Source organism: Sorangium sp. So ce448, from assembly GCF_051520915.1.
Classification (GTDB): domain Bacteria; phylum Myxococcota_A; class Polyangia; order Polyangiales; family Polyangiaceae; genus Sorangium; species Sorangium cellulosum_B.
The window spans coordinates 5374541-5397340 of the sequence record NZ_CP150343.1; the positions used below are offsets into that span (position 1 = coordinate 5374541).

The 22800-nt window shown below is 71.3% G+C and carries 15 protein-coding genes and 1 pseudogene; 3 read left to right on the top strand and 13 right to left on the bottom strand.

The genetic code is table 11. From position 1 onward, the window contains the following. Window positions 1–27 precede the first annotated feature (27 nt). From WMF45_RS20180 to WMF45_RS20195, 4 genes are all read right to left on the bottom strand, one after another. Window positions 28–3942: an RHS repeat-associated core domain-containing protein gene (locus tag WMF45_RS20180; protein ID WP_437718512.1), complete on the bottom strand. Its 3915-nt coding sequence runs from the start codon at window positions 3940–3942 to the stop codon at window positions 28–30. A gap of 44 nt (window positions 3943–3986) precedes the next feature. After that, window positions 3987–4982, bottom strand: a complete 996-nt coding sequence (gene gnd, locus WMF45_RS20185; RefSeq protein ID WP_437718513.1) for a phosphogluconate dehydrogenase (NAD(+)-dependent, decarboxylating) — start codon at window positions 4980–4982, stop codon at window positions 3987–3989. Between the two features lie 100 nt (window positions 4983–5082). Continuing rightward, a complete protein-coding gene (locus WMF45_RS20190) occupies window positions 5083–6126 on the bottom strand; it encodes an STAS domain-containing protein (protein WP_437718514.1) in 1044 nt (347 codons plus the stop codon). Next, window positions 6126–6275 carry a hypothetical protein gene (locus tag WMF45_RS20195; protein ID WP_437718515.1) on the bottom strand — a complete coding sequence of 50 codons (150 nt, stop codon included), beginning with the start codon at window positions 6273–6275 and terminating at the stop codon, window positions 6126–6128. The genes WMF45_RS20190 and WMF45_RS20195 overlap by 1 nt, the downstream gene beginning before the upstream one ends. Window positions 6276–6419: 144 nt before the next feature. Here WMF45_RS20195 and WMF45_RS20200 point away from each other — a divergent pair, with 144 nt between their 5' ends. Next, window positions 6420–6641 (top strand): hypothetical protein, encoded by a 222-nt coding sequence (locus WMF45_RS20200; RefSeq protein ID WP_012236178.1) that lies wholly within the window; start codon window positions 6420–6422, stop codon window positions 6639–6641. 4 nt (window positions 6642–6645) lie between these two features. Here WMF45_RS20200 and WMF45_RS20205 read toward each other — a convergent pair whose 3' ends face one another. Both WMF45_RS20205 and WMF45_RS20210 read right to left on the bottom strand, forming a co-directional pair. Next, window positions 6646–8313 carry a hypothetical protein gene (locus tag WMF45_RS20205; protein WP_437718516.1) on the bottom strand — a complete coding sequence of 556 codons (1668 nt, stop codon included), beginning with the start codon at window positions 8311–8313 and terminating at the stop codon, window positions 6646–6648. Next, window positions 8310–9449 (bottom strand): multiheme c-type cytochrome, encoded by a 1140-nt coding sequence (locus WMF45_RS20210; RefSeq protein WP_437718517.1) that lies wholly within the window; start codon window positions 9447–9449, stop codon window positions 8310–8312. The genes WMF45_RS20205 and WMF45_RS20210 overlap by 4 nt, the downstream gene beginning before the upstream one ends. 370 nt (window positions 9450–9819) lie before the next feature. Between WMF45_RS20210 and WMF45_RS20215 the strand changes: the two genes are divergently transcribed. Both WMF45_RS20215 and WMF45_RS20220 read left to right on the top strand, forming a co-directional pair. Continuing rightward, the gene (locus WMF45_RS20215; protein WP_437718518.1) at window positions 9820–12336 is read left to right on the top strand and encodes a tetratricopeptide repeat protein; all 2517 of its coding nucleotides are present in this window, start codon (window positions 9820–9822) and stop codon (window positions 12334–12336) included. A gap of 678 nt (window positions 12337–13014) precedes the next feature. Continuing rightward, entirely contained in the window at window positions 13015–14283 is a 1269-nt protein-coding gene (locus tag WMF45_RS20220; protein ID WP_437718519.1) for a DNRLRE domain-containing protein, read from the top strand. On the opposite strand, the gene WMF45_RS20225 is transcribed toward WMF45_RS20220, so the two are convergent. The 7 genes and pseudogenes from WMF45_RS20225 to WMF45_RS20255 form a co-directional block, all read right to left on the bottom strand. Further along, the gene (locus WMF45_RS20225) at window positions 14268–15359 is read right to left on the bottom strand and encodes an ABC transporter permease (RefSeq protein WP_437718520.1); all 1092 of its coding nucleotides are present in this window, start codon (window positions 15357–15359) and stop codon (window positions 14268–14270) included. The genes WMF45_RS20220 and WMF45_RS20225 overlap by 16 nt on opposite strands. Before the next feature lie 78 nt (window positions 15360–15437). Next, complete coding sequence (locus WMF45_RS20230) at window positions 15438–16523, bottom strand: ABC transporter permease (RefSeq protein WP_437718521.1); 1086 nt, start codon at window positions 16521–16523, stop codon at window positions 15438–15440. Beyond that, the gene (locus tag WMF45_RS20235; protein WP_437719558.1) at window positions 16520–17473 is read right to left on the bottom strand and encodes an ATP-binding cassette domain-containing protein; all 954 of its coding nucleotides are present in this window, start codon (window positions 17471–17473) and stop codon (window positions 16520–16522) included. The genes WMF45_RS20230 and WMF45_RS20235 overlap by 4 nt, the downstream gene beginning before the upstream one ends. Before the next feature lie 174 nt (window positions 17474–17647). Continuing rightward, window positions 17648–18124, bottom strand: a pseudogene (locus WMF45_RS20240) (ATP-binding cassette domain-containing protein); the annotation flags it as partial. Between the two features lie 83 nt (window positions 18125–18207). Further along, window positions 18208–19494, bottom strand: coding sequence for a BMP family lipoprotein (locus WMF45_RS20245; RefSeq protein WP_437718522.1), 1287 nt, complete (start codon window positions 19492–19494; stop codon window positions 18208–18210). Between the two features lie 88 nt (window positions 19495–19582). Beyond that, entirely contained in the window at window positions 19583–20791 is a 1209-nt protein-coding gene (locus WMF45_RS20250; protein ID WP_437718523.1) for a vWA domain-containing protein, read from the bottom strand. 338 nt (window positions 20792–21129) lie between these two features. Continuing rightward, entirely contained in the window at window positions 21130–22719 is a 1590-nt protein-coding gene (locus WMF45_RS20255) for a metallophosphoesterase family protein (protein ID WP_437718524.1), read from the bottom strand. Window positions 22720–22800 lie beyond the last annotated feature (81 nt).

Below are 22800 nucleotides of genomic sequence, written 5' to 3' on the forward strand. Positions count from 1 at the left end.
CTCGGTGGGGGACGCTCGCCGCCTGTTCTAGGCCCTGTAGACGCCGTATTGGCCCTTCTTGCCCTTCATCCCGACGACGTGCTCTTGAATGCCGAGCCTTTCGAACATCGCTCCGCATCTCTCGCACGGGTCGACCCGCTTCCGCATCTTCGCGCTGTCGTACGTCTCGATCGAGAGCCCTTCGTCCTGGAACTTCTTTTTGATGCGCCGGTTCACCTCGGCGTCGACCTGTTCGGGGGTCATGCGATCCTGAACGCGCACCTTCTTCTGCTCTTTCATCACGTCTCTTCGGATGTTCTCCCCCATGACCGTCAAGACCTGCGCCTCCGCGCACGGCTTGTCGCTGATGTGGCCGGCGGGCGTCACCTTGCCTCCCTCGCTCGGGTTCCTTCCCACATACGGCTTCGTACTGGTATCTTCATCCACGTACGTAAGGACGTTGCCGTCCTTGTCGAGGATGCGGGAATAGATGAGCCCATCGGGATCGACGATGGTCCACGGCTGGTTGCGCGCGTACCAGTAGGCGTTCAGCTCGCCGTCGATCTCTGCGGGATCGGGCGAGATGTACCTCCCGAGATCTGGATCGTAGTAACAGTGCCTGTTGTAGAAGAGCCCCGTCTCCACGTCCTCGTACTGCCCCAGGAAGCGAACCTGTGTCGGCGCGCTGCCTCCGGCTTCGGACGTCACCTTCCCCCATGCCGTGCGGTACAGCTCGCCCGCGACCTCACCTTTCCCATCGACGAGGCGCTCCGGATAGCCCGTCATGGCTTCGTTCAAATAGAAGAGCCATGGCCCCGCTACCGACGCCTCTCCGGTGTGCCTCGTGTCGCGGTGAGCCCACGGAGCCCCGCTCTCATCGAAGCAGTAGGTGCGCTCCTCGATCTCCCCGCCGGGGATCCCCGCGATCTCGTGGGCGAGGGTCATCGCGTCCCAGCAGAAGCGCGTCGTGCGCAGGAGGCGCACCTCACCGCTCTCTCCCTTCTGCCACACGGTCTTCTTCATCCTCCGCGCAAACGCGTCGTACATGAACTCAGCCGTCGTCCCGTCTGGCATCTCGATCTTCGAGAGCATTCCGCTCGCCGACCAAACATAACGTGTCACATGGTCGTCCCCGGCGGTGCCTCGCGCCCTTTTCTCGATCAGCCGGCCCTGCTCGTCATAGAAGAAGCGGGTGGAGCCCTTGGTCTCCAGCCGGCCTCCGCGCTCGTAGCGGCGCCCCTCCGCCCCTTCGCCGTACTCATGGAGGTTTCCAGCGGCATCATAGCGGAAGCGCTCGACAGCATGGGGCCGCCTGGCCGCGAGCCCATCGCGCGCTTCCTCGGGGATCACGGCCAGCAGCTGGCCGAGCGCATCGTGTTCGAAGCGCTTGTGTCCGAAGTGCGCATCCCACACGGCTGCGAGATGCCCCGCCGAGGTATATTGAAACGCCTGATCCACGGTCACGTTGGGCATACGGGGCCCCACCCACTCCGGCTCGCCTGGGCGCAATGCGAGCGAGCTAGATGAGGACCACACCCGCCGTGCAACGAGCCTGCCGCTCGCGTCGTACCGCGCGCCGATGCGGCCTCCACCCGGCAGGTGGGTCTCGACCGGGAGCCCCCGTTCATCCTGGCGCAAAAAGACTTCGTCGCGGCCGTCGAGCCGCGTTCGCGTACAGCGCCCGGCCTCATCAAAGGCCCACTCTACCGCATGACCTCGGGACGTCGCCCTCCGAAGTGCAGTCCCGACCCGATCGCAGGTCACCTCGACCTGAAACGCATCGCCGTCCACGACCTGCTTCTCCCCGATCACCCATCCGACCGCGTTGCGTCGCAGCTCGACTGTACAGCCGCGCCCCTCCGCCAGGATCACCTCGCCACGGCCGTTGTATAAGAAGTGCTCCTCGGCTCCGTCGTCGTAGATTTTCTTCACCACGCGTCCGGCGAGGTCACGCTGGAGCTCTGTGGTTTCGCTTCCACGGCGGATCAGGAGGACGCGCCCGAGCGCGTCGCGTTGATAGCGAATTTCCCGGCCATCGAACGTCCTCTCCGCGATCGGGAGGCCGAGAGCGCCGACCGCGACCGAGTACACCTCTCCTTTCGCATTGCGGATCTCGACGAGGCGTTCCTCGCGGTCGTACCGGAGCTGAATGGCGCTCCCGTCTGGCAGGATGGCGTCCGCCAGCGAGCCGGTGCCTCCGCGCACGAGGCGGGTCTTCCGGCCGTCGGCATCTGTCACGCAGATGAGGTTCTCGTCGCCATCGTAGTCGTAACGCGTGACACTGCCGTTCGGCTCGCGCACCGCGAGGAGCAGCCCCTTGTTGCTGTACGAGAACTCGGTCACGCTTCCGCTCTCGTCGCGCTCCGCCGTCCGCCTCCCGAGCTCGTCGTACGCGGCCGTCCAGCGCGTGCCGGAGGCGCGGAGAACCTCGACGAGATTGCCGTGTTCATCGTGACGGTAACGCGTCTGATGCCCCGTCGGAGCCACGGTCGCCTCCATGAGGCCGCGAGCGTCGAAGCGGACCTCGAAGGTCGCGCCGATCGGATCGGTCCAGAAGATCGCTCGCTCGGCGTACGCCACCTCCGTCACGCTGCCTTCCGGATCGATGATCTTGCGGATATCACCGTTCCGCAGCCGCTCGATCACGGTCACGTTCCCGAGCGGGTCCACGATTCGCGTCTCGTTCCCGAAGACATCGCGCGTCCAACAGGTCGTCGCTCCGAGTGGATCGGTGAACGAGCGCAGGTGGCCCCGCTCGTCATACGTGCGCATATACACGCTTCCGGCTGTGATGGCCTTGTCGACCTTTCCGTGCTCATTACCGAAGTAACGGTGAAATGTGACCGAGTCGGTGACCTCCGAGTAGCCATCGGGATAGAAGTCGAGTCGAACGTGGTGCATGCCCTTCGCGGGCGTCTTGCCATCCGACAGAAGCGCCGGGACAGAGGCGGCGAGGCACGGGTCGACCGCGCCGGGGTAGTCTGCCCATGTCTCGACGCATCGTCCGGCGGGATCGTATCGGTAGTGGAACGTCAGCCCGGTCGGCCTCTGCTGCGAGACGAGCCGGTGCTCGTCGTCGTAGCCGTACTTCGTGGTGTTTCCATCCGCATCGGTCACTGCGACGAGATCCCCTGCTTGGTCATGCTGGTAGCGCACGAAGACGAGCGAACGCCCCCCGGACGCGCGGCTCACGAACTCGATCTGGCCGATACGTCCCGCGGACGCCGGTCGAATCCGTAGTACGCGCCCCACGCTGTCGGTGACCTGGGCCAGGCGACCTTCACTATAGGTGAGGGCGATTCGGTTGTTGAATGCGTCTACCTGCGCGGCGAGGCGGAAGCGATGCTGCGTGCGATCGCCCGGATCCGGCTCGAACAGCAGGCGATCTCCGTCCGGAAAATCGAGGGAAAAGCCGTCGCCCTCCTTGTGGAGGACCCAGCCGTGCGGCCCGAGGAGGCCAGCGTCCCGCGGAACGAGTCCGAATTCCTCCTCGTTGCCGTCGGCCGTGACGACGATGGTGGTCCGCCGGCGAAGCTCGATCGCCCATGCGAGGCTGTGGGTCCATCCGAAGCCGAGCCCGACGTCCCGCCCACGCGCCTGGCTGCCGTACGACCGAACGATCTGGAGAGGAAGGGGACCCGGGATGTCGACGTCCGTCTCGGGGACGGTGAACACGCGGCCCGTGACCACGTCGACCGGGTCGCCCTGGGCGATTTTTCCGCTTCCGCGGCCGCCATGGTGGTTCGGGCAACCGCCGCCATCTTTACCTGCGCCGCAGGCGTTCTTTCCACCGCCCTTCGCCTTGTCGCCGCCGTTCTTGCCGCTGGCCCCCTGGCCTCGCGCCTTGCCACGGCCTGAGGCTCCTCCGCGCCCACCGACGACGGCGCCTCCTCCCATGATAAATACCCCAGGGTTCATGCCAGGAATCGCCGGAATGTTCGGGACGGGGGCGGTGCGGGCCATGACGGCAACGCTGCCAGAGGTCGGTTCTGACCGTCAACCTCGCCTCAACCCCCCGTGGGGCGCTCCAGGTGCCCGCCGAACTTGTGCCGCATCGCGGAGAGGACCTTCTCGGCGAAGGTGTGATCGTGGCGTGAGCGGAAGCGCGCGTAGAGCGCCGAGGACAGCACCTCTGCGGGCACGGCCTCCTCGATCGCCGCCATCACGGTCCAGCGGCCCTCGCCGGAGTCCTGCACGAAGCCGCTGTACCCGGCGAGCTCCGGGCTCTCGGCGAGGGCGATCGCGGTGAGGTCGAGCAGCCACGACCCCACCACGCTGCCTCGCCGCCACACCTCGGCGATCTCGCCGAGGTCGAGCGCGTACCGGTGCTCCTCGGGCAGGCGCTCACCCGCCGCGTTCTTGAGGATGTCGAACCCCTCCGCGTAGGCCTGCATCAGGCCGTACTCGATGCCGTTGTGGACCATCTTCACGAAATGCCCGGCGCCGACCGGGCCGCAGTGCAGGTAGCCCTCCTCCGACGTGCTCTGCGCGCCGCCCTGGACCTCCTGCCTGCCCGGCGTGCGCGGGATGTCCCCCGGCCCCGGCGCGAGCGTGCGCAGGATCGGCTGCACCAGGGCGAACGCCTCGGGGGCGCCGCCCACCATGAGGCAGTAGCCGCGGTCGATCCCCCACACGCCGCCGCTCGTGCCCACGTCGACGTAGCGGATGGCCTTCGGGGCGAGCGCCCTGGCGCGGCGGACGTCGTCCTTGAAGTAGGTGTTTCCCCCGTCGATGATCACGTCGCCGGCGCCGAGCAGCTCGCCGAGCTCCTCGACGACCCGCTCGGTGGGCGCGCCCGCGGGGAGCATGACCCAGACCACGCGCGGCGACGCGAGCTGCGCCACCGCGTCGCCCAGGGAGGAGGCCGTCGCCGCGCCCTCCTCGCCGAGCCGCTTCACGCTGTCCTGGTTCAGATCGAACGCGACGACCTCGTGGCCGCCGCGCATGAGCCGGCGCGCCATGTTGGCGCCCATCCTGCCGAGTCCGATCATCGCGAGCTTCATCCGTCACGCTCCTGTGTGGGATCGCGGGCGTATCACAGCGGGCGGCGCGCGGCGCGCGGCCTTCACCGCTCCGGTCCGGGCGCTCCTCCGGCCGCGGCGGTTACCGGCGCGCCGGCTGTGCCTGCTGCCGGATCGCGCCCACCGCGTGCTCGAGCGCGCTCTTCAGCGTGCTGAACACGGGGATCCCGTCGAGGCTGCCGCCGGACTCCAGGATGCGCCCGACCATCGCCGTCGGGACGCCGGAGACGATGCACCGGCTGCCGAGCAGCCTCGTCGCCGCGAAGATCCGCAGCAGGTGATCGATGGTCGACGCGTCCGTCGCCTGCGCGCCGGTGAGGTCCACGATCATGAAGCGGGCGCCGTGCCGGACGACCGCGTCGAGCACCTCTTCCATCATGCGGGCCGCCCTCGCGCTGTCGATCGTGCCGATCACGGGCAGCGTGAGCACGCCGTCCCACACCTGGATGATCGGCGTCGACATCTCGAGCATCGCCTCGTGCGCCGCGCGGACCCGGTCGAGCTGCAGGCGCAGCTCGATCTGGACCCGCTCGAGCTCGTCGTTCTGCTCGCGCAGCTGCGCGCTCGCGGCGGCGAGGTCGAGCGAGTTCTTGAGCGTCGTGTACGTGGCCCCGACGTACAGCGCGTACGTGGTCGCGCTCGCCAGCGCCTTCCGGTCGATCTGGCGCTGGTCTTCCAGGGCGAAGAGCATCGTGCCGATGGTCTTCTTGTAGACCTGGATCGGCACATGGAAGACGACGTCGGGGTCGTCCGCGAGGAGCCACGCGCGCGCGCGATCCGACTCGCGCGCCTCGTCCCACGGCCCCCTGAACCAGGCGGGGCGCTGCGCCTCCAGCGCCGCGACCATCCAGGCGTCCACGACGACGCCGCCGCCCTCGGGCGCCCCGTACAGGAAGGTGCCGCGCTCGTACCTGGCCGCGATCCTGGCGCCGCCGCCGTCGTTGGCGAGCACGACGCAGAGCCGCTGGGACGGGACGATCCAGCGCGCGCTCGTGCAGACCTCTTCCCACAGCGACCGCAGGTCCGGCTGGTTGGCGAGCTTGAGGAGGATCTCGTTCAGGACGCCGAGGACGATCCATCCGCCGCCGCCGGCTTCGGGGGGCTGGCCAGGCTCTGGCGTCAGCATCAGCGATCGGCGTCGAGCGGGCGGCCCGCGGCGTAGGTCCGTGGTTCGATGGCGCGCGCGGAGGCCGCTGTCATGACGCTCTCCACGGCTCGCTCCCGCGCCGTCGTCGACGCGAGCGACGGGCTCGGGACCAGATCGAATCTCGGCACGGTGAACACTCCTCGCGCTCAGCGCGCAGCCGCATCCTACCGCGCAATCCGCCCGCGGTGGAGGGGCTCTCGCCCGAGGCGGCCTGCCGTGGGGCTGCCGCGCGGGGGAACGCGCTCGGCGCTCGTGCGTGCTACCGCTACGACATGAAGATCAAGGCACGCGACGGCAAGGTCTACGAGGTTGCCCCTGCTCCGCCCGGCGGGAGCCACGAGGTGCGGCTCGACGGCAAGGTGGTCGGCTCGTTCGTGCTCCTGCCGGATGAGACGCAGGTCACCGTGAAGAGCAAGCCCGCCACCGACGCGCTCCTCGTGGACATCGCCGATCGGTTCGTCGCCGAGGGCGGCGCGCCCATGGGGATCAGCTGAGCCGTCACGGCGCGCCCGCGAGCCTCACCTCACGGAGGACCTCTGCCGGGGTGAAGCAGGCGACCGCGGGCGACGCGCCCTTGACGCGCTCCCGCAGGCGCGCCGCGAGCGCCTCGGCGCGGGCCGCGTCCGGAGCGCTCGCGCCCAGCATGCGCTGGCCGCGATGGCTGTACTCGATGAAGCGGTATTTCGAGCCGTCGGCCCACCCCGAGAGCGCGTCGCGGGTCGCGGGATAGTCGTAGTCCGCCGGCGCTGACTTGCTCACGGCGAAGAGGATCACGAACGGCGACGCGCAGCTCGAGGAGAGCGCGGCCGGCGGCGCGCTCGCGGCCCCGGCGTCCTGCGCCCCGCCGTCCGGCGCCGCCGGGGCGCCCGCGTCGGGGCCTGCCGCGCCCGGCGCATCCGAGGGAAAGGAGAGCTTCCCCGGACGAGACGACAGGATCACGGAGCGCACGTTGGACGTCGATCCCGCGAGGTACACCACGTCCGCGCTCGCGGCGGCCATCCCGGTGGAGGAGAGCCCCTGGCCTTTGGGGAACGTCGCACGCGTATAGACCCCCTCCTTGTTCCGGCGGAACAGCTCCACCCCGTCGCCTTCACCGAGCAGGATCCAGAGCGAACCATCGGCGGCGAGCGAGGCGTCCGTGACCGGCTTGTTCGAGGGGAGCGAGAGCGGCACGGCGGTCGCGCCGGCCTCCGCCACGTCGAGGCGCGCGAGGGTGCTCGCCGCCTCGAAGCGCGCGATGACGTAGCGATCGCGCTCGGTGGCGAGCACCATGGCGTCGAGCAGCTTGCCGTCCCAGGCGGGCAGGGGGACGACCGTGGAATCGGCGCGACCGGGCGCCCAGCGCTCGACCGCGAGCCGGTCGCTCTGGTCGCAATCGCGGCCGACCACGAGCACCTCGCCGTCCGGCAGGGCCGCCATCGCCTCGGCCCGGACGCGGACGGGGCACTTCGCTCCCGCGGCCCGCCGCGGCAGATCTGCCCCGCCGGGCTGGGCGAGCGAGAACTGGTCGCCCGAGAGCACGAGCGTGCGGCCCTGCGTCCAGGCCGTGGCCGCGACGGGGAGCGCCGACTCGACGAACCGGTCGCCCTGCTTCCGGTAGAGAGGACTGGCGAAGCTGTTCAGGCGCGCCCCGTCCGAGAACAACCCGTTCACGCGGATCCACACGTCGGAGGGCCATCGGCCGACGATGGACACGATGTCGACGTCCGAGGCCATGAAAGGCAGCTCGGACGTGGAGGACCCGAGGCGCAAGCTATACGGCGGAATGCCGTCTTCCTCCGTCAGCTTGCCGTCCGCGAGCGCGTAGATCGAGGTGCCTTTGAACGTGACGAGCACGCGATCGCGCAGCGGGTGCAGATAGAACGGGCGGGGCACATCGGACGGCTGCTGGTTCCAGGGCACGATCTCGGCGACCTCTCGGACGTCCTCGGCGACGACGTGCAGCGCGACGGTGGCGCCGGCGATCTGCGCGGGCGGCGGCGCAGCGAGCGGGGCGGAGCCAGGCTCCGACGACGCCGGAGGGGATGCCGGCGCGGTCTGTACCGGGGGCGGCGCGGCCGTCGGCGCTGGCGGGGCTGGGTCGCGGCGCGCCTCGCTGTCGCCCCGCTTGCACGCCGCGAGGGCGAGCGGGAGGAGGAGGAGGACCGGCAGGGCGAGCATCTTCATGGGGTGTCCCTCGGCAAGCTACCTCGAACGAGCGAGACTTCGCTCTCGATGATCGCGTCTTCCTCGCGGCCGTCGCTCGCGTGCGCGACGCGCTGATAGACGACCTCGTACTGGATAGGGAGTTGCGCTGCCGCGGGGCCGAGCTCCAGCTCGACGACGACCGGCGCCCCGGCGAGCGCGGGTGCGCCGGGGCGCTCGTCGGACACCGTGGTGCGCGCGCGGGCGCCGAGCGGACCGGGCGTCTCTGCGAAGCGGCGCGCCAGGAAGCGGCGCGCCGAGGCGATGACGGCGTAGTCCTCCCCGAGGACCTCGGCGCGCACCTCCAGCCGCCGGAAGAGGTCGCCGGTCGGGAAGGCATGGCCCACGCGCGCTGTGCGGAGCGTGAGGCGCGCGGCGGTCGGCGAGGCGCGCTCGGCCTGCACGCGGAGCGCGCGCCGCGCGGCGTCGGGGTCGCGCGACGACGCGAACGCGTGAGAGCGGTGGGCCGAGAGCCCGTCTCCGGCGAGCGGCATATGGCAGCGCGCGCAGGGCACGTCGGCGTAGGCTGACGCGGCGTGTTCGGTCAGCGTGAGCTGCATGGGCTCCGGCGCGCGGCGGGCCGCGTGGTCTGGAAAGGCGAACTCGTGGCACCCTCCGCACGCGGCGGCCGACGCGAAGCGCGGATCGCGCAGCACCGGGTGGGGAACAGACGAGAAGGATGGGGAAGCCGGGGAGGGGGAGCCCTGGTCGCCGCTGGCCTGCGCGGGAGCGGCCAGCGGCGCGCCGTCCACCACGTGGCAGGTGACACACGCGACGCCGAGCTCGGCCCGCTCCGGCGGAGGTGGCCGCGAAGAGCGCGCCTCGGGTGCGTGGCAGCCGCGGCAGAACGGCAGCGGCTCCTTCGCGAGCGCCGCCTGGAAGGGCGCGTCGACGTAGGCGCGCTGGTGCTTCGATCCGCGCCACTCGCGCGCGATCTCCGCGTGGCACCGCTCGCAATCGCGGTTCACGGCCACGGAATCGAGGCTCCGGGGCGGCTCGGGTCCGGGCATGCGCGGCGCGGCGCCGCGGCTGCTCGTCGTGCTCGGCGCGAGCGTCAGGGCGGTGGCGAGGAGCAGCGCGGCGGGGAGCTTGGCCGGCGGGCGTGCCTCGTGACGCATCGACGACGACGTGTACTGCGGCCTCTTCGGCGCGGCGAGCGGAGTTGCTGCCCTGCAGCTGCCCGCTGACAGGCGACCGCCCATGGGAAGGGGAGCGGCGGGCATCGTGGGCTATCCAGCCCACCGTGACGTCGGTAAGCTCGGCGGAGCAGACTGCAGCCCTGGGCGCGCATGGCGAAGCCGGTTCGTCTCTTCATCTCGTCTGTCCCGGAAGACGCCGCGCTGCGTGCCGAGCTCATGGTCCACCTGAGGCCCATCGAGCGCAGCGGGTTGATCGTGGTCTGGCACGACGACCGCGTCGCCGCGGGGGGGAGAACCGGCGGCGGAGGCGCGCGCGCAGATCGAGGCGGCCGAGGTCGTGGTCCTGCTGGTGAGCCCCGCTTTCCTCGCCTCCGATCGTCATTTCGACGAGGAGGCGGCGCGCGCTCTCGCCCGGCGTGCCGCCGGCGAGGTGGTGGTCGTGCCCGTGCCGGTCCGAGCTTGCGACTGGGGTTGGACCGAGTTCGGCAAGCTCGCTCCGCTCCCCGAGGGCGGGCGGCCTGTCGAGGGATGGCAGGTTCGGGGCGAGGCCTGGACCGAGGTGGTGCGCGGCCTGCGCGCCGTGGTCGAGGGCGTGAGGAGCCGGCGGGCGGCTCCGGGAGGACGGAGCGCCTTGGCCGCGGGGCTGCCCCCGGCCGAGCTGTGCATCGGCCGAGGCCCGGTGGTGGACGCCATCGTCGCGGCACTGGTGCGCGAGCCGCCGGGACGCGTGCTGCTCCTCGGCGCGGCGGGCGTCGGCAAGAGCACGGTCAGCCTGGCGGTCCTGCACCGCCCGGAGGTCGTGGCCCGCTTCGAGGAGCGGCGATTCTTCGCGCGGCTCGACGCGTCGCCGGACGCCGAGTCTGCAGCCGTCGCGCTGGCCGGCGCGCTGCGCGTGACCTCCGGGCCGGATCGGTGGCAGCGGGCGCTGTCGGTCCTCGCGGCGGGCCCGGCCGTGCTCGTGCTGGACAACCTGGAGACGCCCTGGGATGGCGACGACCAGTCCGGGACCGAGGCGTTGCTCGCGGAGCTCGCGGCCGTGCCGGGCCTGTCGCTCGTGGCGTCGGTGCGCGGCGCCGGCCGGCCGGGGCGCGTGACCTGGAGCTCGCCCGTCGAGCTCCGGCCGCTGGGGCGTGCCGAGGCGGAGGCGGTGTTCTGCGCGATCGCGGGCGAGGAGCACCGGGGCAAGCCGGCGCTCTCGGCGCTCCTTCCCCTCATGGAGGGCATCCCGCTGGCGATCACGCTGCTCGCACAAGCGGCCCACGGCAACGATCTGGTCAACCTGAAGGACGAGTGGGAGGCGCGCCGGACGGCGGTGCTGGAGCGCGACGGTGGAGCCCGCGATCGACTCCGGAGCTGGAGGACCTCGCTCGAGCTGTCGCTCGGGTCGCCGCGAATGACGGCCGGCGCGCGGCGGCTGCTCTCGGTGCTGGCGGTGCTGCCGGACGGCATCGCGCAGCGGGATTTTGCTGTGCTCTTGCCGGGAACGGGGCCGGCGGCGGCGCGCGCGCTGGCGCAGGTAGGGTTGGCCTACTTCGAGGGCGGCCGGCTGAAGATGCTCTCGCCGGTGCGCGAGTACGTGGCGGCGGAGTGCCCGCCGGTCGTGGAGGACCTCGCGAGGGCGATGGAGCATTATCGGGAGCTCGCGTGCGCGCATGGACCGGTGCCGGGGCGACGCGGCGGCACGGAGGCGGCGGCGCGGCTCGCAGCGGAGGGCGCGAACCTGGACGCGGTGATCCGGCGCGGGCTCACGGAGGCTGACGCGGGTCGATGGATCGACGCGGCCGTGGCCTTGACCAACTTCGCGCGTTTCTCCGGGCATGCGGCGCCATTGCCCTTTGGTCGGGCGCTGGAGGTGGCGCAGCACGCCGGGGACAGGCGGCGAGAGGCGCTGTGCGCCCAGAGCCTTGGAGACATCGCGCTGCCGCGCTCGCGGCACGATGAGGCCGCAGCGCGCTATCAGGAAGCGCTGGCGCTGTACCGGCACGTGGGCGATGTGTTCGGCGAGGCGACCTGCATCCGGAGCCTTGGACACATCGCGCTGGAGCGCTCGCATCACGACGAGGCCACAGCCCGCTACCAGGAAGCGCTGGCGCTTTACTGGCACGTGGGCGATGTGCTCGGCGAGGTCAAGTGCATCCTGCGCCTGGGGCACATCGCGCTGGAGCGCTCGCATCACGACGAGGCCACAGCGCGCTACCGGGAAGCGCTGCCGCTCTACCGGCAGGTGGGGGATGTGCGCGGCGAGGCCAATTGCATCAAGAGCCTTGGAGACATTGCGCTGGAGCGTTCACAGCACGACGAGGCCACAGCGCGCTACCAGGAAGCGCTGCCGCTCTACCGGCAGGTAGCGTCGTTGCGCGGTGAGGCCGGCTGCATCAAGAGCCTTGGAGATATTGCGCTGGAGCGCTCGCATCACGATGAGGCCACAGCGCGCTACCAGGAAGCGCTGCCGCTCTACCGGCAGGTAGGGTCGCTGCGCGGCGAGGCCAATTGTATCAAGAGCCTTGGAGATATTGCGCTGGAGCGTTCACAGCACGACGAGGCGAGGACGCGCTATCAAGAAGCGCTACCGCTCTACCGGCAGGTGGGGGCTGTGCATGGCGAGGCCGACTGCATCGAGAGCCTCGGAGACATCGCCCAAGCCCACAGCGAGACCAGCGCTGCCCGCGCTCGCTACGAGGAGGCCCTGGCTCTCTACGAGCGCATCCCGGCGCCTTACGCCCTCGGCTGGACGCATCACCGCCTCGCCGTCCTCGCGCCCGACTCGGCAGCCCGGCGGCGGCACATCGAGGCCGCGTGCAGCGCATGGCGCAGCATCGATCGGGACGATCTGGTCGCCCAGCTGGACCAGGACTTCCCCTCCTGAGCGCTCGCGACACCGCACGGTCCAACCTCGGGCACACCAGCAGGTGAGCCGTCGCTTGCCGACCCTGGCAGCGCGCCGCGGCGCGGATGTTTGGCCCCGCCTGTCCCGTCCTGGCCAAATCGGGGCGAACGCCGATGCTGGCCCGATCGTAACGCTATATCCCAGCCGCCGGTTGCGCGCCAGCGTCCCGGCCGTACCCGCGCGCTCGCGGCTCGCGGCAGAGCGAGAGCGCCGTAAGAAATCGCCAATGCGGCAAGCCGCCTGAACGACCGCAACGTCCCATCGAAACCGGCACCGCCACGACCGGCGTCACCACGAATGCGGACGGCGATGGTGTCGAGGCGCTGCCCGGCCGCCCGCCCCCGCCGAGTTGACCGCCGGATGCGTGACCCGCGTCGCGTACCCCGCCGTTCACCCCACGGCGAGTATCCCGCTGTTCACGGCGAGTATCCCGCTGTTCACGGCGCCTCGTGTACCCCGCTGTTCACCCCACAGCGCGTATCCCGCCGTTCACCCCATGGCGAGTATCCCGCTGTTCACTGCGCGTCGTGTACCCCGCTGTTCACTGCGCCTCGCGGCGCCACGGCACCACGTGACAGGTGCACGCGCGCACACCAGCGAACCAAAAACCTCTCAGGGTTGTTGTATGTTGTCTAAACTAAGAATATAAGAAGAATCATGCGATACTTCCATACGAGCGCTGCTGGCGCTTGCCTCTCTCTTCTCGTGCTCGCAGGGATCCCCGGGACGGCGTTGGGGGCACCGACAGCGATCACGTTCACCATCAACCACGCCGATTGCAGCGCCGGCGCGTTCTCGCTGTACCTGAATGGGGTCCACCTCGACACGGTCGCGAGCACCAACGGCTGCGATTGCAATTCAGAGACGCTCCAGAGGACGTTCACCGAGCCCGACGTCCTCGCCCTCTACAATCCCGCGGCGTGCAATGATCTCCAGGTCGATGTCGTCGGCGGCGGGTCGATGGCCGTCGGCTTCGCCCGCGTGTACGTCGAGGCGACCGAAGGCGCCTCGCTCCTCTGCCTGTACGATGCGGTCTCCGGCCCCATCCCCTGCGCGGATCGCGACGTCTGCGACGGCTACGAGCTCGGGCTGTCGTCGCTCTCGAGCGACGACGGCGACGACATCGCGCCGGGCCTGGGCGCGGGCTGCGACAACTGCGCCAACCACGACAACCCGGACCAGGCCGACGCGGACGGAGACGGCATCGGCGACGCCTGCGATCCGTGTCCGCTCGGCGATAGCGACGGCGATACGTTCTGTGATGCGACCGACAACTGCGCGAGCGTCGCCAACTGGGACCAGACCGACAGCGACCTCGACGGGATCGGCGACGCCTGCGACAACTGCCCCGCCGCCGCGAATCCGGACCAGCTCGACAGCGATGCTGACGGCCTCGGGGACGCATGCAAAGACGTGTGCGTCACCCTGCAGCGAGGCGTCTTCGGCGCGGTCGAGGACGCCGATATCTGGGAAGCCTTCCCCCGCTACAGCGACGGCCACATCCCTTACAACTACTCGGGCGACTCCAACGGCGCGCGCAAGCAGGCGCTCTACCGGTTCGGGCTCGACGGCATCCCCGCCGGGGCCACCGTCACGTCGGCAGAGTTCGGCGTCGTCGCCTTCGGATCGGGCGACCAGACCGTCCGTGCTCACCGGATCACCGCACCGTGGCGCGAGGACACAGTGACCTGGCAGAGCTTCGCCGCGGGCTACGACAAGGCCACCGCGGCGGAGCTCACCTATGTCAGCCCCTATGCCATGAGCGCCGATCTGACCGGGCTCGTCCAGGCGTGGGTCGACGGCGCGACACCGAACTACGGCTTCCTCGTCGAGGAAGGGCCGAAGGGGCGCACGTCGTACCGATCGAGCGATCACCCCTACCAGAGCGACCGCCCCTGGCTCGAGGTCTGTTATCTCGCCCGCTGATCCATCCCGCGCGACCGCCCCTCCGCCCCATCCCCCACACCAAACGACCGCTCCTCGGCGCTCTGATCCACGCCGCGCGGCCGCTCCTCCGCCCCGCCGTCCGCCGGGTAGGGCTGCCCGAGCGCCGCGGGAGGCGTGGCGTCGAACGCGCGCAGGATCGGGCGGCGCGCGGCGCTCGGCAGCAGCGCGGAGGCGCGCTCCAGGAGCCCGCTCGAGGTGAGCCCGAGGACGGCGATCATCAGCACGAACGGCGCCACGCTGAAGACCTGCGTCGGCACCGATGGCAGAGCGCTCTGGCCGAGGCTCGCCGCCGACGAGAGCACGCCGAAGAGGTACGCGCCGAGCGCCGCCCGCACCGGGTGGAAGCCGCCGAAGATCACGATCGCCAGCGCGATCCAGCCGTAACCCGCCGTGTGGCGGTGGCTCCATCCCGCCTTGAAATCGAGCGAGTACGCCGCGCCGGCGATGCCCACGAGCGCCCCGCCGACGAGCGTCGCCGCGGTGCGCACGCCCGTCACATGCGCCCCGCGCGCGTGCGCCGCCGCCGGCTGCTCGCCCACCGCGCGGAGGAGGAGCCCCGCGCGCGTGCGATAAAGGAAGAGCCACGCGCAGGCGACGAGGACGTAGCTGCCATACACAAGGGGATCGCTCCGGAACAGCAGCGGCCCCACGAGCGGCACGTCCCGCAGCACCGGGATCGACGCCGCCGGCACCGTCGGCCCGGGGACGCGCACGTACGGGCCGCCGAGGACCGACGAGAGATCCGCGCAGAGCATCGCCAGGACGAAGCCGACCGCGATCTGGGAGCGGCCGAGGTAGATCCCGCCGATCGCCACGACGAGCGCGACGAGCGCCCCGGTCGCGGCCGCGGCGGCGAAGCCGGCGAGGACGCTCCCGGTCGACAGCGCGGCCGCGAAGCCGACCATCGCCGAGAGCATCATCGCGCCCTCGGCCGAGAGGTTGATGACCCCGGCCCGCTCGGTCAGCGTCTCGCCGACCGCGGCGTAGACGAGCGGCGTCGACGCCGCGAGCGCGGTCGCGAGCAGCGAGAGGAGCTCGGCGCCTCCGTCGCTCATGAGGGTTGCTCCTTCCATCCGAGGCGTCCTTCCATCAGGCCTGCCTCCATCGGCCTCGTCCTTTCGGGCCTCGTCCCATCACGCCACCTCCGGCCGGCCGCCGCCGCGCGCCGCCCGGGGGGAGAGGAGCGCGAACAGGACGAGCGCGCCCTGGAGCACGCCCGACAGCGAGGACTCCAGCCCGAGGGTCATGGGGAGCTCCAGGCTGCCCACGTTGAGCGCGCTGAAGAACAGGGCGATCGGCGCGACGAGCGCGGCGCGCCGCCCGGCGAGCATCACCACGAGCAGCGAGAGGAAGCCGAGGTTGCTCGAGATGCTCGGGATGAGCCGGTGGAACGTGCCGAGCACCTGCAGCGCGCCGGCGACGCCGGCGAGCGCGCCGGAGACCGCGAACGCGAGGAGCACCTGCCGCGCAGCGAGCACGCCGAGCACCTCCGCGGCCGGCGGGCTCAGCCCCACCGCCCGCAGCCGGAGCCCGAGGTGGGTCCGCCCGAGCACGACGGCGGTCCCGAGGAGCGAGAGGACCCCGAGCAGAAGCGCTGCGGGGCTGAGATCGGTGCCGCCCAGCGTGGAGAGCCAGAGCGCGCCGTCGAGCGGCTCGGTGCCGGCCATGGACGCGACGCCGGGGCGCTTCCACGGGCCGAAGACGAGGTACAGGACCAGCCCCTGGGCCACGAAGTTCATGCCGAGGCCCGCGAAGATCTCGCTCACCCGGACCCGCGTGTGCAGCGCGCCCGTGAGGGCGCCCCAGAGCACCCCGCCGATCGCGCCCGCGCCGACGCAGAGCGCGACAACGGCGCCCGCCGGGAGGTGCGGCCACAGGGCGCGCGCCGCGCCCGTGGCGCAGACGGCGCCCAGGACGAGCTGCCCCTCGACGCCGAGGTGGTACAGCCCGGCGCGAAACGTGAAAAGCAGGCCGCTCCCGCAGAGGAGCAGCGGCGCCAGCGTGACGAGCACCCGCGCGGCGCGATCCGTGGAGCCGAACGCGCCCTGCCACAGGCCCCCGGCCACCGCGGCCGGCGAGGCGCCGAGGAGCGCGCAGAGGCCCGCCACGAGCGCGAACGCCAGGGCGAGCGGCGCGAGACGAAGGAGGAGGGCTACGGCACCGCGGCGCGGCGCGCGGCGCGCGGCGGGCTCGGCCGGGGCGCTCGGTTCGGAGCTCATCGGTCGGACCCCGCGGGCGGCGGGGGCGCCGCAGGTGCACAAGGCGCCGAGGGCAGGGCGGCGCCGTCGAGCTCGCCGCCGATCATCCGCCCGAGCCGGTCCAGCGTGAGGTCGGCGACGCCGACGGGCGGCGAGACGCGCCCGCCGCTGAACACGAGGACGCGATCGCTGTAGCGCATCAGCTCGTCGAGGTCGGACGACGCGAACAGGAGCGCCGCGCCCGCACGGCACCGCGCGAGGAGCTGCTCCCAGACCCAGCGCGCCGACGCGATGTCGAGCCCCCGGGTCGGCTGCTCCAGGAGGAGCAGCGCGAGGCCCGCGGGGAGGAGCGCGAGCTGGGTGCGCTGCTGGTTGCCGCCGGAGAGCCGTTCGACGGGCGTGTCGGGCCGGCCCCGGATCCGGAGCGCCTCGATCGCCCGCTCGGCGGCGCGCCGGATCTCCCGCGGGCGCAGGAAGAGCCCGGGCCGCGGCGCGCGCAGCGCGACGTGCTCCTCGATGGAGAGGCCCGCGATGAGGCCCTCGCGACGGCGATCCGCGGGCAGGTAGCCCACGCCGGCGCGCAGGAAGGCCGGGTAGGGGCGGCCGGTCAGGTCGGCCCCGCCCACGACGACGCGTCCCCGCCGCGCCCGGAGCAGCCCCGCGCAGGCGCGCAGCAGGAGGCGCTGGCCGCTCCCCTCGAGGCCCGCGAGCCCGATCACCTCGCCGCGGCGGACGGCGAGGCGGGCGATGCGCACGTCGAGCCGGTGATCGCCGAACCCCACGCCCTCGAGGGCGAGCGCCGCGCCGCCATCCGGCCCCGCGCCGCCGCTCGGCTCGGGCGGGCGCTCCAGCGGCGCGAGCGGCGCGAGCGGCGCGAGCGCCGCGCCGCCGCCCTCCTCGGGGGACCGCTCCCGAGGCGCACGCGCCTCGCCGAACATCAGCGCGACGAGGCGATCGGCCCCGGCCGGCATCTCCGCCTCTCCCGCCACCTTGCCGTGACGCAGCACCGTCACGCGATCGCAGAGCGCCTCGACGTCCGACAGCTTGTGCGACACGAGGACGATCGCCTTGCCGTCCGCCTTGAGCCGCCGCAGCGCGGAGAACAGGGCCTCCTGCTGCGCCCCGGAGATCCCCGTCGTGGGCTCGTCCAGGAGCAGCGCGCGGACGCCCAGCGAGAGGAGCCGCAAGAGCTCGATCTGCTGGCGCTCCCCGAGGGTGAGCCGGGCGACGTGCTCGTCCGGGTCGACGGAGAAGCCGAAGCGCGCCGCGAGCGCGAGCAGCTCCTCGCGCGCCGCGCGCCGGGGGAGGAAGAGGCCCGCGGCGCGGCCAGGGAGCGCGAGCCACGAGCGCGCGCCGCCGCCTGCGCCGGCCGCGCGGGGCCGGGCGACCAGATAGCTCTCCAGGACGGTGAGCGGCGGGAAATCGAGCGGCTCCTGGTGGAGCACGCCGACGCCGGCGGCGAGCGCGTCCGCCGGGCTCGCGAGCGCCACCGGGCGGCCGTCGAAGAGCAATCGGCCCGCGTCCGGGCGGAGGAGCCCGCCCAGGATGCGGAGGAGCGTGCTCTTGCCGGCGCCGTTCTCGCCGAGCAGCCCGTGGACGGCGCCCGCCTGGATCGTCAGCGACACGCCGTCGTTGGCCTTGACCGGGCCGAACCGCTTCGCGACGCGCTCGATCTCGATCCGCATGGATCACCGCCCGGAGACGGCTACTTGCTCGGCCCGGTGATCCCCCGGACCAGCTGCGGCAGATACCAGATCTGCTGGGGCGTCGCGGCCTCGCCGTCCTTCAGGAACTCGGTGCCGTCCTGGAACTTGAGCGGCCCCTTGAAGAGGTCGAGCCCGTTGGCGAGCTCGATGACGAACGCGCCGAGCGGCGCCTGCGCCTCTCCCAGCGCGGCGCCGGGCCCGAAGCCGACGACCGACGACTCGCCGTTCAGGTCGCGGAAGTCCGGCCCTTGCCAGACGAACTCGCTCGCGTACTTGCCAGCGCGCGCCTTCTCGATCGCGTCGCGGTAGAGCGGCGCCCAGTTGTAGTACGCGACGCCGAGGCAGATCTCCGGCGCCAGGTCGCAGCCGGCCTTGTGGTCGTAATGGACGTACTTGACCTTCTTGCCCGCGCCGCTCGCCTTCTTGGCCTGCAGCGCGGCCTCGGGCGTGTCGAGCCCGGTCATCAGCACGTCGAAGCCGCCGCCGATGAAGTCGTCGGACACCTTGGTGGGGTCGAGGGTGACGCCCGGGATGTTGAACCAGAAGCCGATCCACGTGACCTTGAACGTGAGGTCCTCCGGCTTCTTCTTCTGGTACTTCTCCCAGCAGTACCGCGCGCCGAGGTACGCCGCGGTGACAAGCCGGCGGGTCTCGTCGTTCACGAGCGGGCCGACATATCCGATCTTGCCCGTCTCGGTGCCGAGCGCCGCGGCGCACCCGGCGACGTGCTGGGCCGTCTCGATACGCCCCATGAGGTTGCCCAGGTTGGGCTGGGGCTTGTGGTTCTTGCCCTCCTTCCAGGCGTAATCGCCGGAGACATGGATGACCGTGACCTCCGGGTGCTTGCGCGCTGTCTCGAGGGCGTCGTCCTTGTAATCGTCGGAGTTGTAAACGACGAACCGCGCGCCCCGGGAGATGAGATCGTCCGCGACCTGGGAACCTTTCACGTTCGGGCGGTCGGCCGGGTTCACCTTGTCGACATACTCGAAGCCGACGTCTGGCATCTTGGCGAGCACCGACCGGATGCCGTCGTGATGGGCCTGGTTCCACCCTTTGTCGTTGTAGGGGCCGACCAGCACCATGCCGACCTTGTATGCGGCGGCCGGCGCCGCGGGCGCAGCGCTCGCCGGCGCCGCGGCGCTGGGGCCGGCGGTCTTCTCCGACGGCGGGCTCGTGCTCGTCGATGAGCCCTGGCACGCGCCGGCCAGCAGCGACAGCGCGATGGTGAGGACGGCGGGCGAGCGGACAGCGAGGGACGCGGGCGACTTCGGCGAGCGAGGTGTCACCGAGGCATCGTGGGCGGGAATGTCGCAGGGTGTCAAGAACCGCCGAGACGGACGACGCCGAGCGCAGGTGCTGAGCGTCGTCCGCGTTTCACTGCGGTATCACGATCACGTCTTCGCAGGTGAAGTCGACCCCCAGGGCCGCTTCGGGGTCCGCCTGGATCGTGGCGCACGTGCTGTCGCAGAGCACGATCTGGGTCGGGTTCGCGGGGCTGTCGTAACGCCAGGCGTTCTCGCTCGCGCACTCCTGGTCGTAGGAGAGCGCCGTCGGGTTACCTCCGCCGCTCTGGTACGTCACGCGGACCCGCTGCGCGTCGAAGCTCCGCCCGTCGGGAGCGGGCGGTATCTCGACCGTGCACGCGACGGACGCGCCGCGGATCGCGTCGATCGCCGCCTTGAAGGCCGCCGAGGTCGCCCCGGGATTGCCCGTGTCGATCAGGTAGGCTTGCTCCGTCCCGCCCGCGTCGGCGATCTGGTGCAGGTTGTCGAGGTCGTGCGGCGCGCCCTCGATCGGCGGGTTGTCGACGCCGATGACGTACGTCGGGACGCCGTCCTCGAGCGCGCCGGCCGCGGCGTCCGACACGCCCTCGATCCTGTTGGCCTCCGCGCCGCATCCCGAAGGATAACCGTCCGTGACGAGGACGATGGCATACCTGCCGGGCGTGGCCTGCCGCTGTTCTTCGACGTACGAGATCGTCCCCTGCATGACGAACAGCGTCGGCGTGCCGCCGCGCCAGTCGGCGGTGGTGGCCGGGGTGACGTCGTCGATCGCCTCGGCGAAGAGCGGGGAGGGCAGCGGCGTCATCGGGACCTCCGGTGTCTCGTAGGTCGCGTCCGAGCACTTCTCGGCGCGGCTCGGAAAGAACCTGAGCGACGCGTTGATGCCATCGGACAGGGGATCACTGAAGAACTGCTTCGTCGCCGCGACGACGGGATCCCACTTGAGCTCCTTGTCGTACCAGGGCTCGTCGCCCATGCCCATGCTGCCGGACACGTCGAACGCGAAGGCGAGGTACACGGGCTGGAGGTCGGCGCTGGCCGACTGGGTGGCGCACGCCCCACCTTGGCCCGAGGAGCTGCCGTTGCTCGAGGAGCCGCCTTGCCCCGAGGAGCCGCTGGCGCCCGGACCGCCCGATCCGAAATCGCCGCTCGTGCTCTGGGAGCTCCCCTGGCCAGAGCCCCCGCTCCCCGGGCCGCCGCTCTGCGAGCTCCCGTCGCCGTCGCTGGCGCCATTGCCCCCACATCCAGCGCCGATCGCACCCACTGTCAGCAACACACTGGCCATCGTGGGCAATCTCATAAGTCGAACCCTCCATGAAGCGCGGCCCGGCGCGTGTCGCCGGCGCCAAAGCCGTCGATTCTGCGTGAGGCACCCGGAGCAGACACGGCCGTGAAGCTCGCTTTGGGTGCCCGTCATCCGGGGAGCATAGCTGACCAACGTGACAGCCGGACGACGCAGGGGCCAGAAATGATGCATTGCGGCCAGACGCAGCGACCCTGCATATCATGCAATGTAGATTTCTATCTCACCGCGGGCTCGGTTGTGTCCGGCGGCGCCGGCGCGACGGGCCCGGCATGCCGCCCTTCGCTTCGTCGGAGAATCGGCGCTGACCGTACTGAGCGGTCGTGTCGCTCACCTCACGACACGGCCGCCTCGGCTGCGGCCGGCGGCGCAGGCGCGGCGGAGCGCGCGGGGCGGAGCGGGTGCGTCTCGACGCGCCAGATACCGTCGTCCGTCAGGCGGATCGCCGCGAACCTGGCGACGCCGTCGAGGTGGCCGTCCGTCTCGTGGCCGAGCGTCGACGAGGGGTGCGCGTACACGCTGACGCGACCGCCGCTCTTCGAGCGGTAGTGGCCGAAGAACGCGAGGTGCTTGTGCCCGTGGAGCACGAGCGCGCTGTTCTTCTTCGGGTTCTTCTGCTGATACGCCGCGAGCATCTCGAGGAGGCGCGGGCCATCCATGGCGATCATGAACGTGTCGTTGAGCGAGATCGGCCCCGCGAGGCGCGCCACGTGGTGGTGGAGCAGCACGATGACCGGGCCGGACCCCCGCCGGAGCGCGCGGGCGAGGCGACGCAGCTGAGCGCCGCCGATCTGCCCGATCGCGTTCGACCCCACGAACCGCGACCGGTAACGGTTGGAGTTGAGGCCGAAGATCCGGATACCGCCCTCGAGATCGAGCCGCCTCGGATACAGGCCGGCGATCGCGCGCAGCCGCCGCCGCGCGCGCTTGCGGGCCGGGACGTGAAGGGGAGGCTGAAAGGGGCCGCGCTCCACGCGGGTGAGCACCTCGATGAAGCGCTGCTCGCGCTCCGCCCGCTTCGTGAGGTAAGGGTCGGGCGACGTACCGAGGTTGATGGCGACATCGTGGTTGCCGGGCACCATGAGCACCTGCGAGGAGGCCGGGATGCCGGAGAGCGCCGCCTCGAGCTCGCCCCACTGCGCCTCTTCCCCGAGATCGGTCATGTCGCCCGTCAGCGCGACGAGCGGCGGCTTCATGGCGGCGATCTCCGTCACGAGCCGCCGGAGGCGGCCTGTCAGCTCGACGGTGTCGGGGCGAGGGGCCCCTTCCGGCCACGCGGCGGAGCCCTCCTCGATCTCGTACGGCTCGCGGCCGCCCGCCGTGATGTGGAGATCGGAGATCTGGCAGAGGACGAGCCGCCCGCCGGGGATCGCGTCGCCAGGATCGGGGAAGAGCGTCGCCGCGCCGCCGTACCGCAGGATCACGCGGGTCGCCTCGCCCAGGGCGGACGCGAGCCAGGCATAGAGCGAGACCCCGAGCGCGAGCGCGGCGAGCGCCGTGCACACGGCCAGGACGAGCGCGGCCCCGCCGCCGAAGGAGAGCCTGCCGCCCGCGGGGAACCAGGATGTGAGGAAGGAGAGGAACGACCCGTCCAGCCACGACGAGAGCCAGGCGGGGACGCCGATCTCGAGGGCGTACACGGCGAGCCCGCCGGCGCCGCAGGCCGCGGCGAGGAGGACGAGCAGCAGGATCAGGCGATCGCGGACGACGTCGATGACGTCGACCACCTCGCCGATCCTCCCCCGGAACGACGAGCGGAAGTAGCGGCTCCCGTAGGAGATCTTCTTCCATGTCTCCGGCCGCCACACGCGGCCTTGGCTCGCAACGCTCGAGACGACGAGGACTGGAGCGATGACCAGCGCGAACAGGACGAGCACCGGCAGGAGCGCCAGGTAGAGGACTCGGAGGGCCGCCCTTCGCGCCATGCCTCATTTGACGTGGCCCGGGCAGGACCGTCAAGGAGCCGCTCGGGCCGCGAGCGCCCTGAAAGTTGCCGGAATCGATGG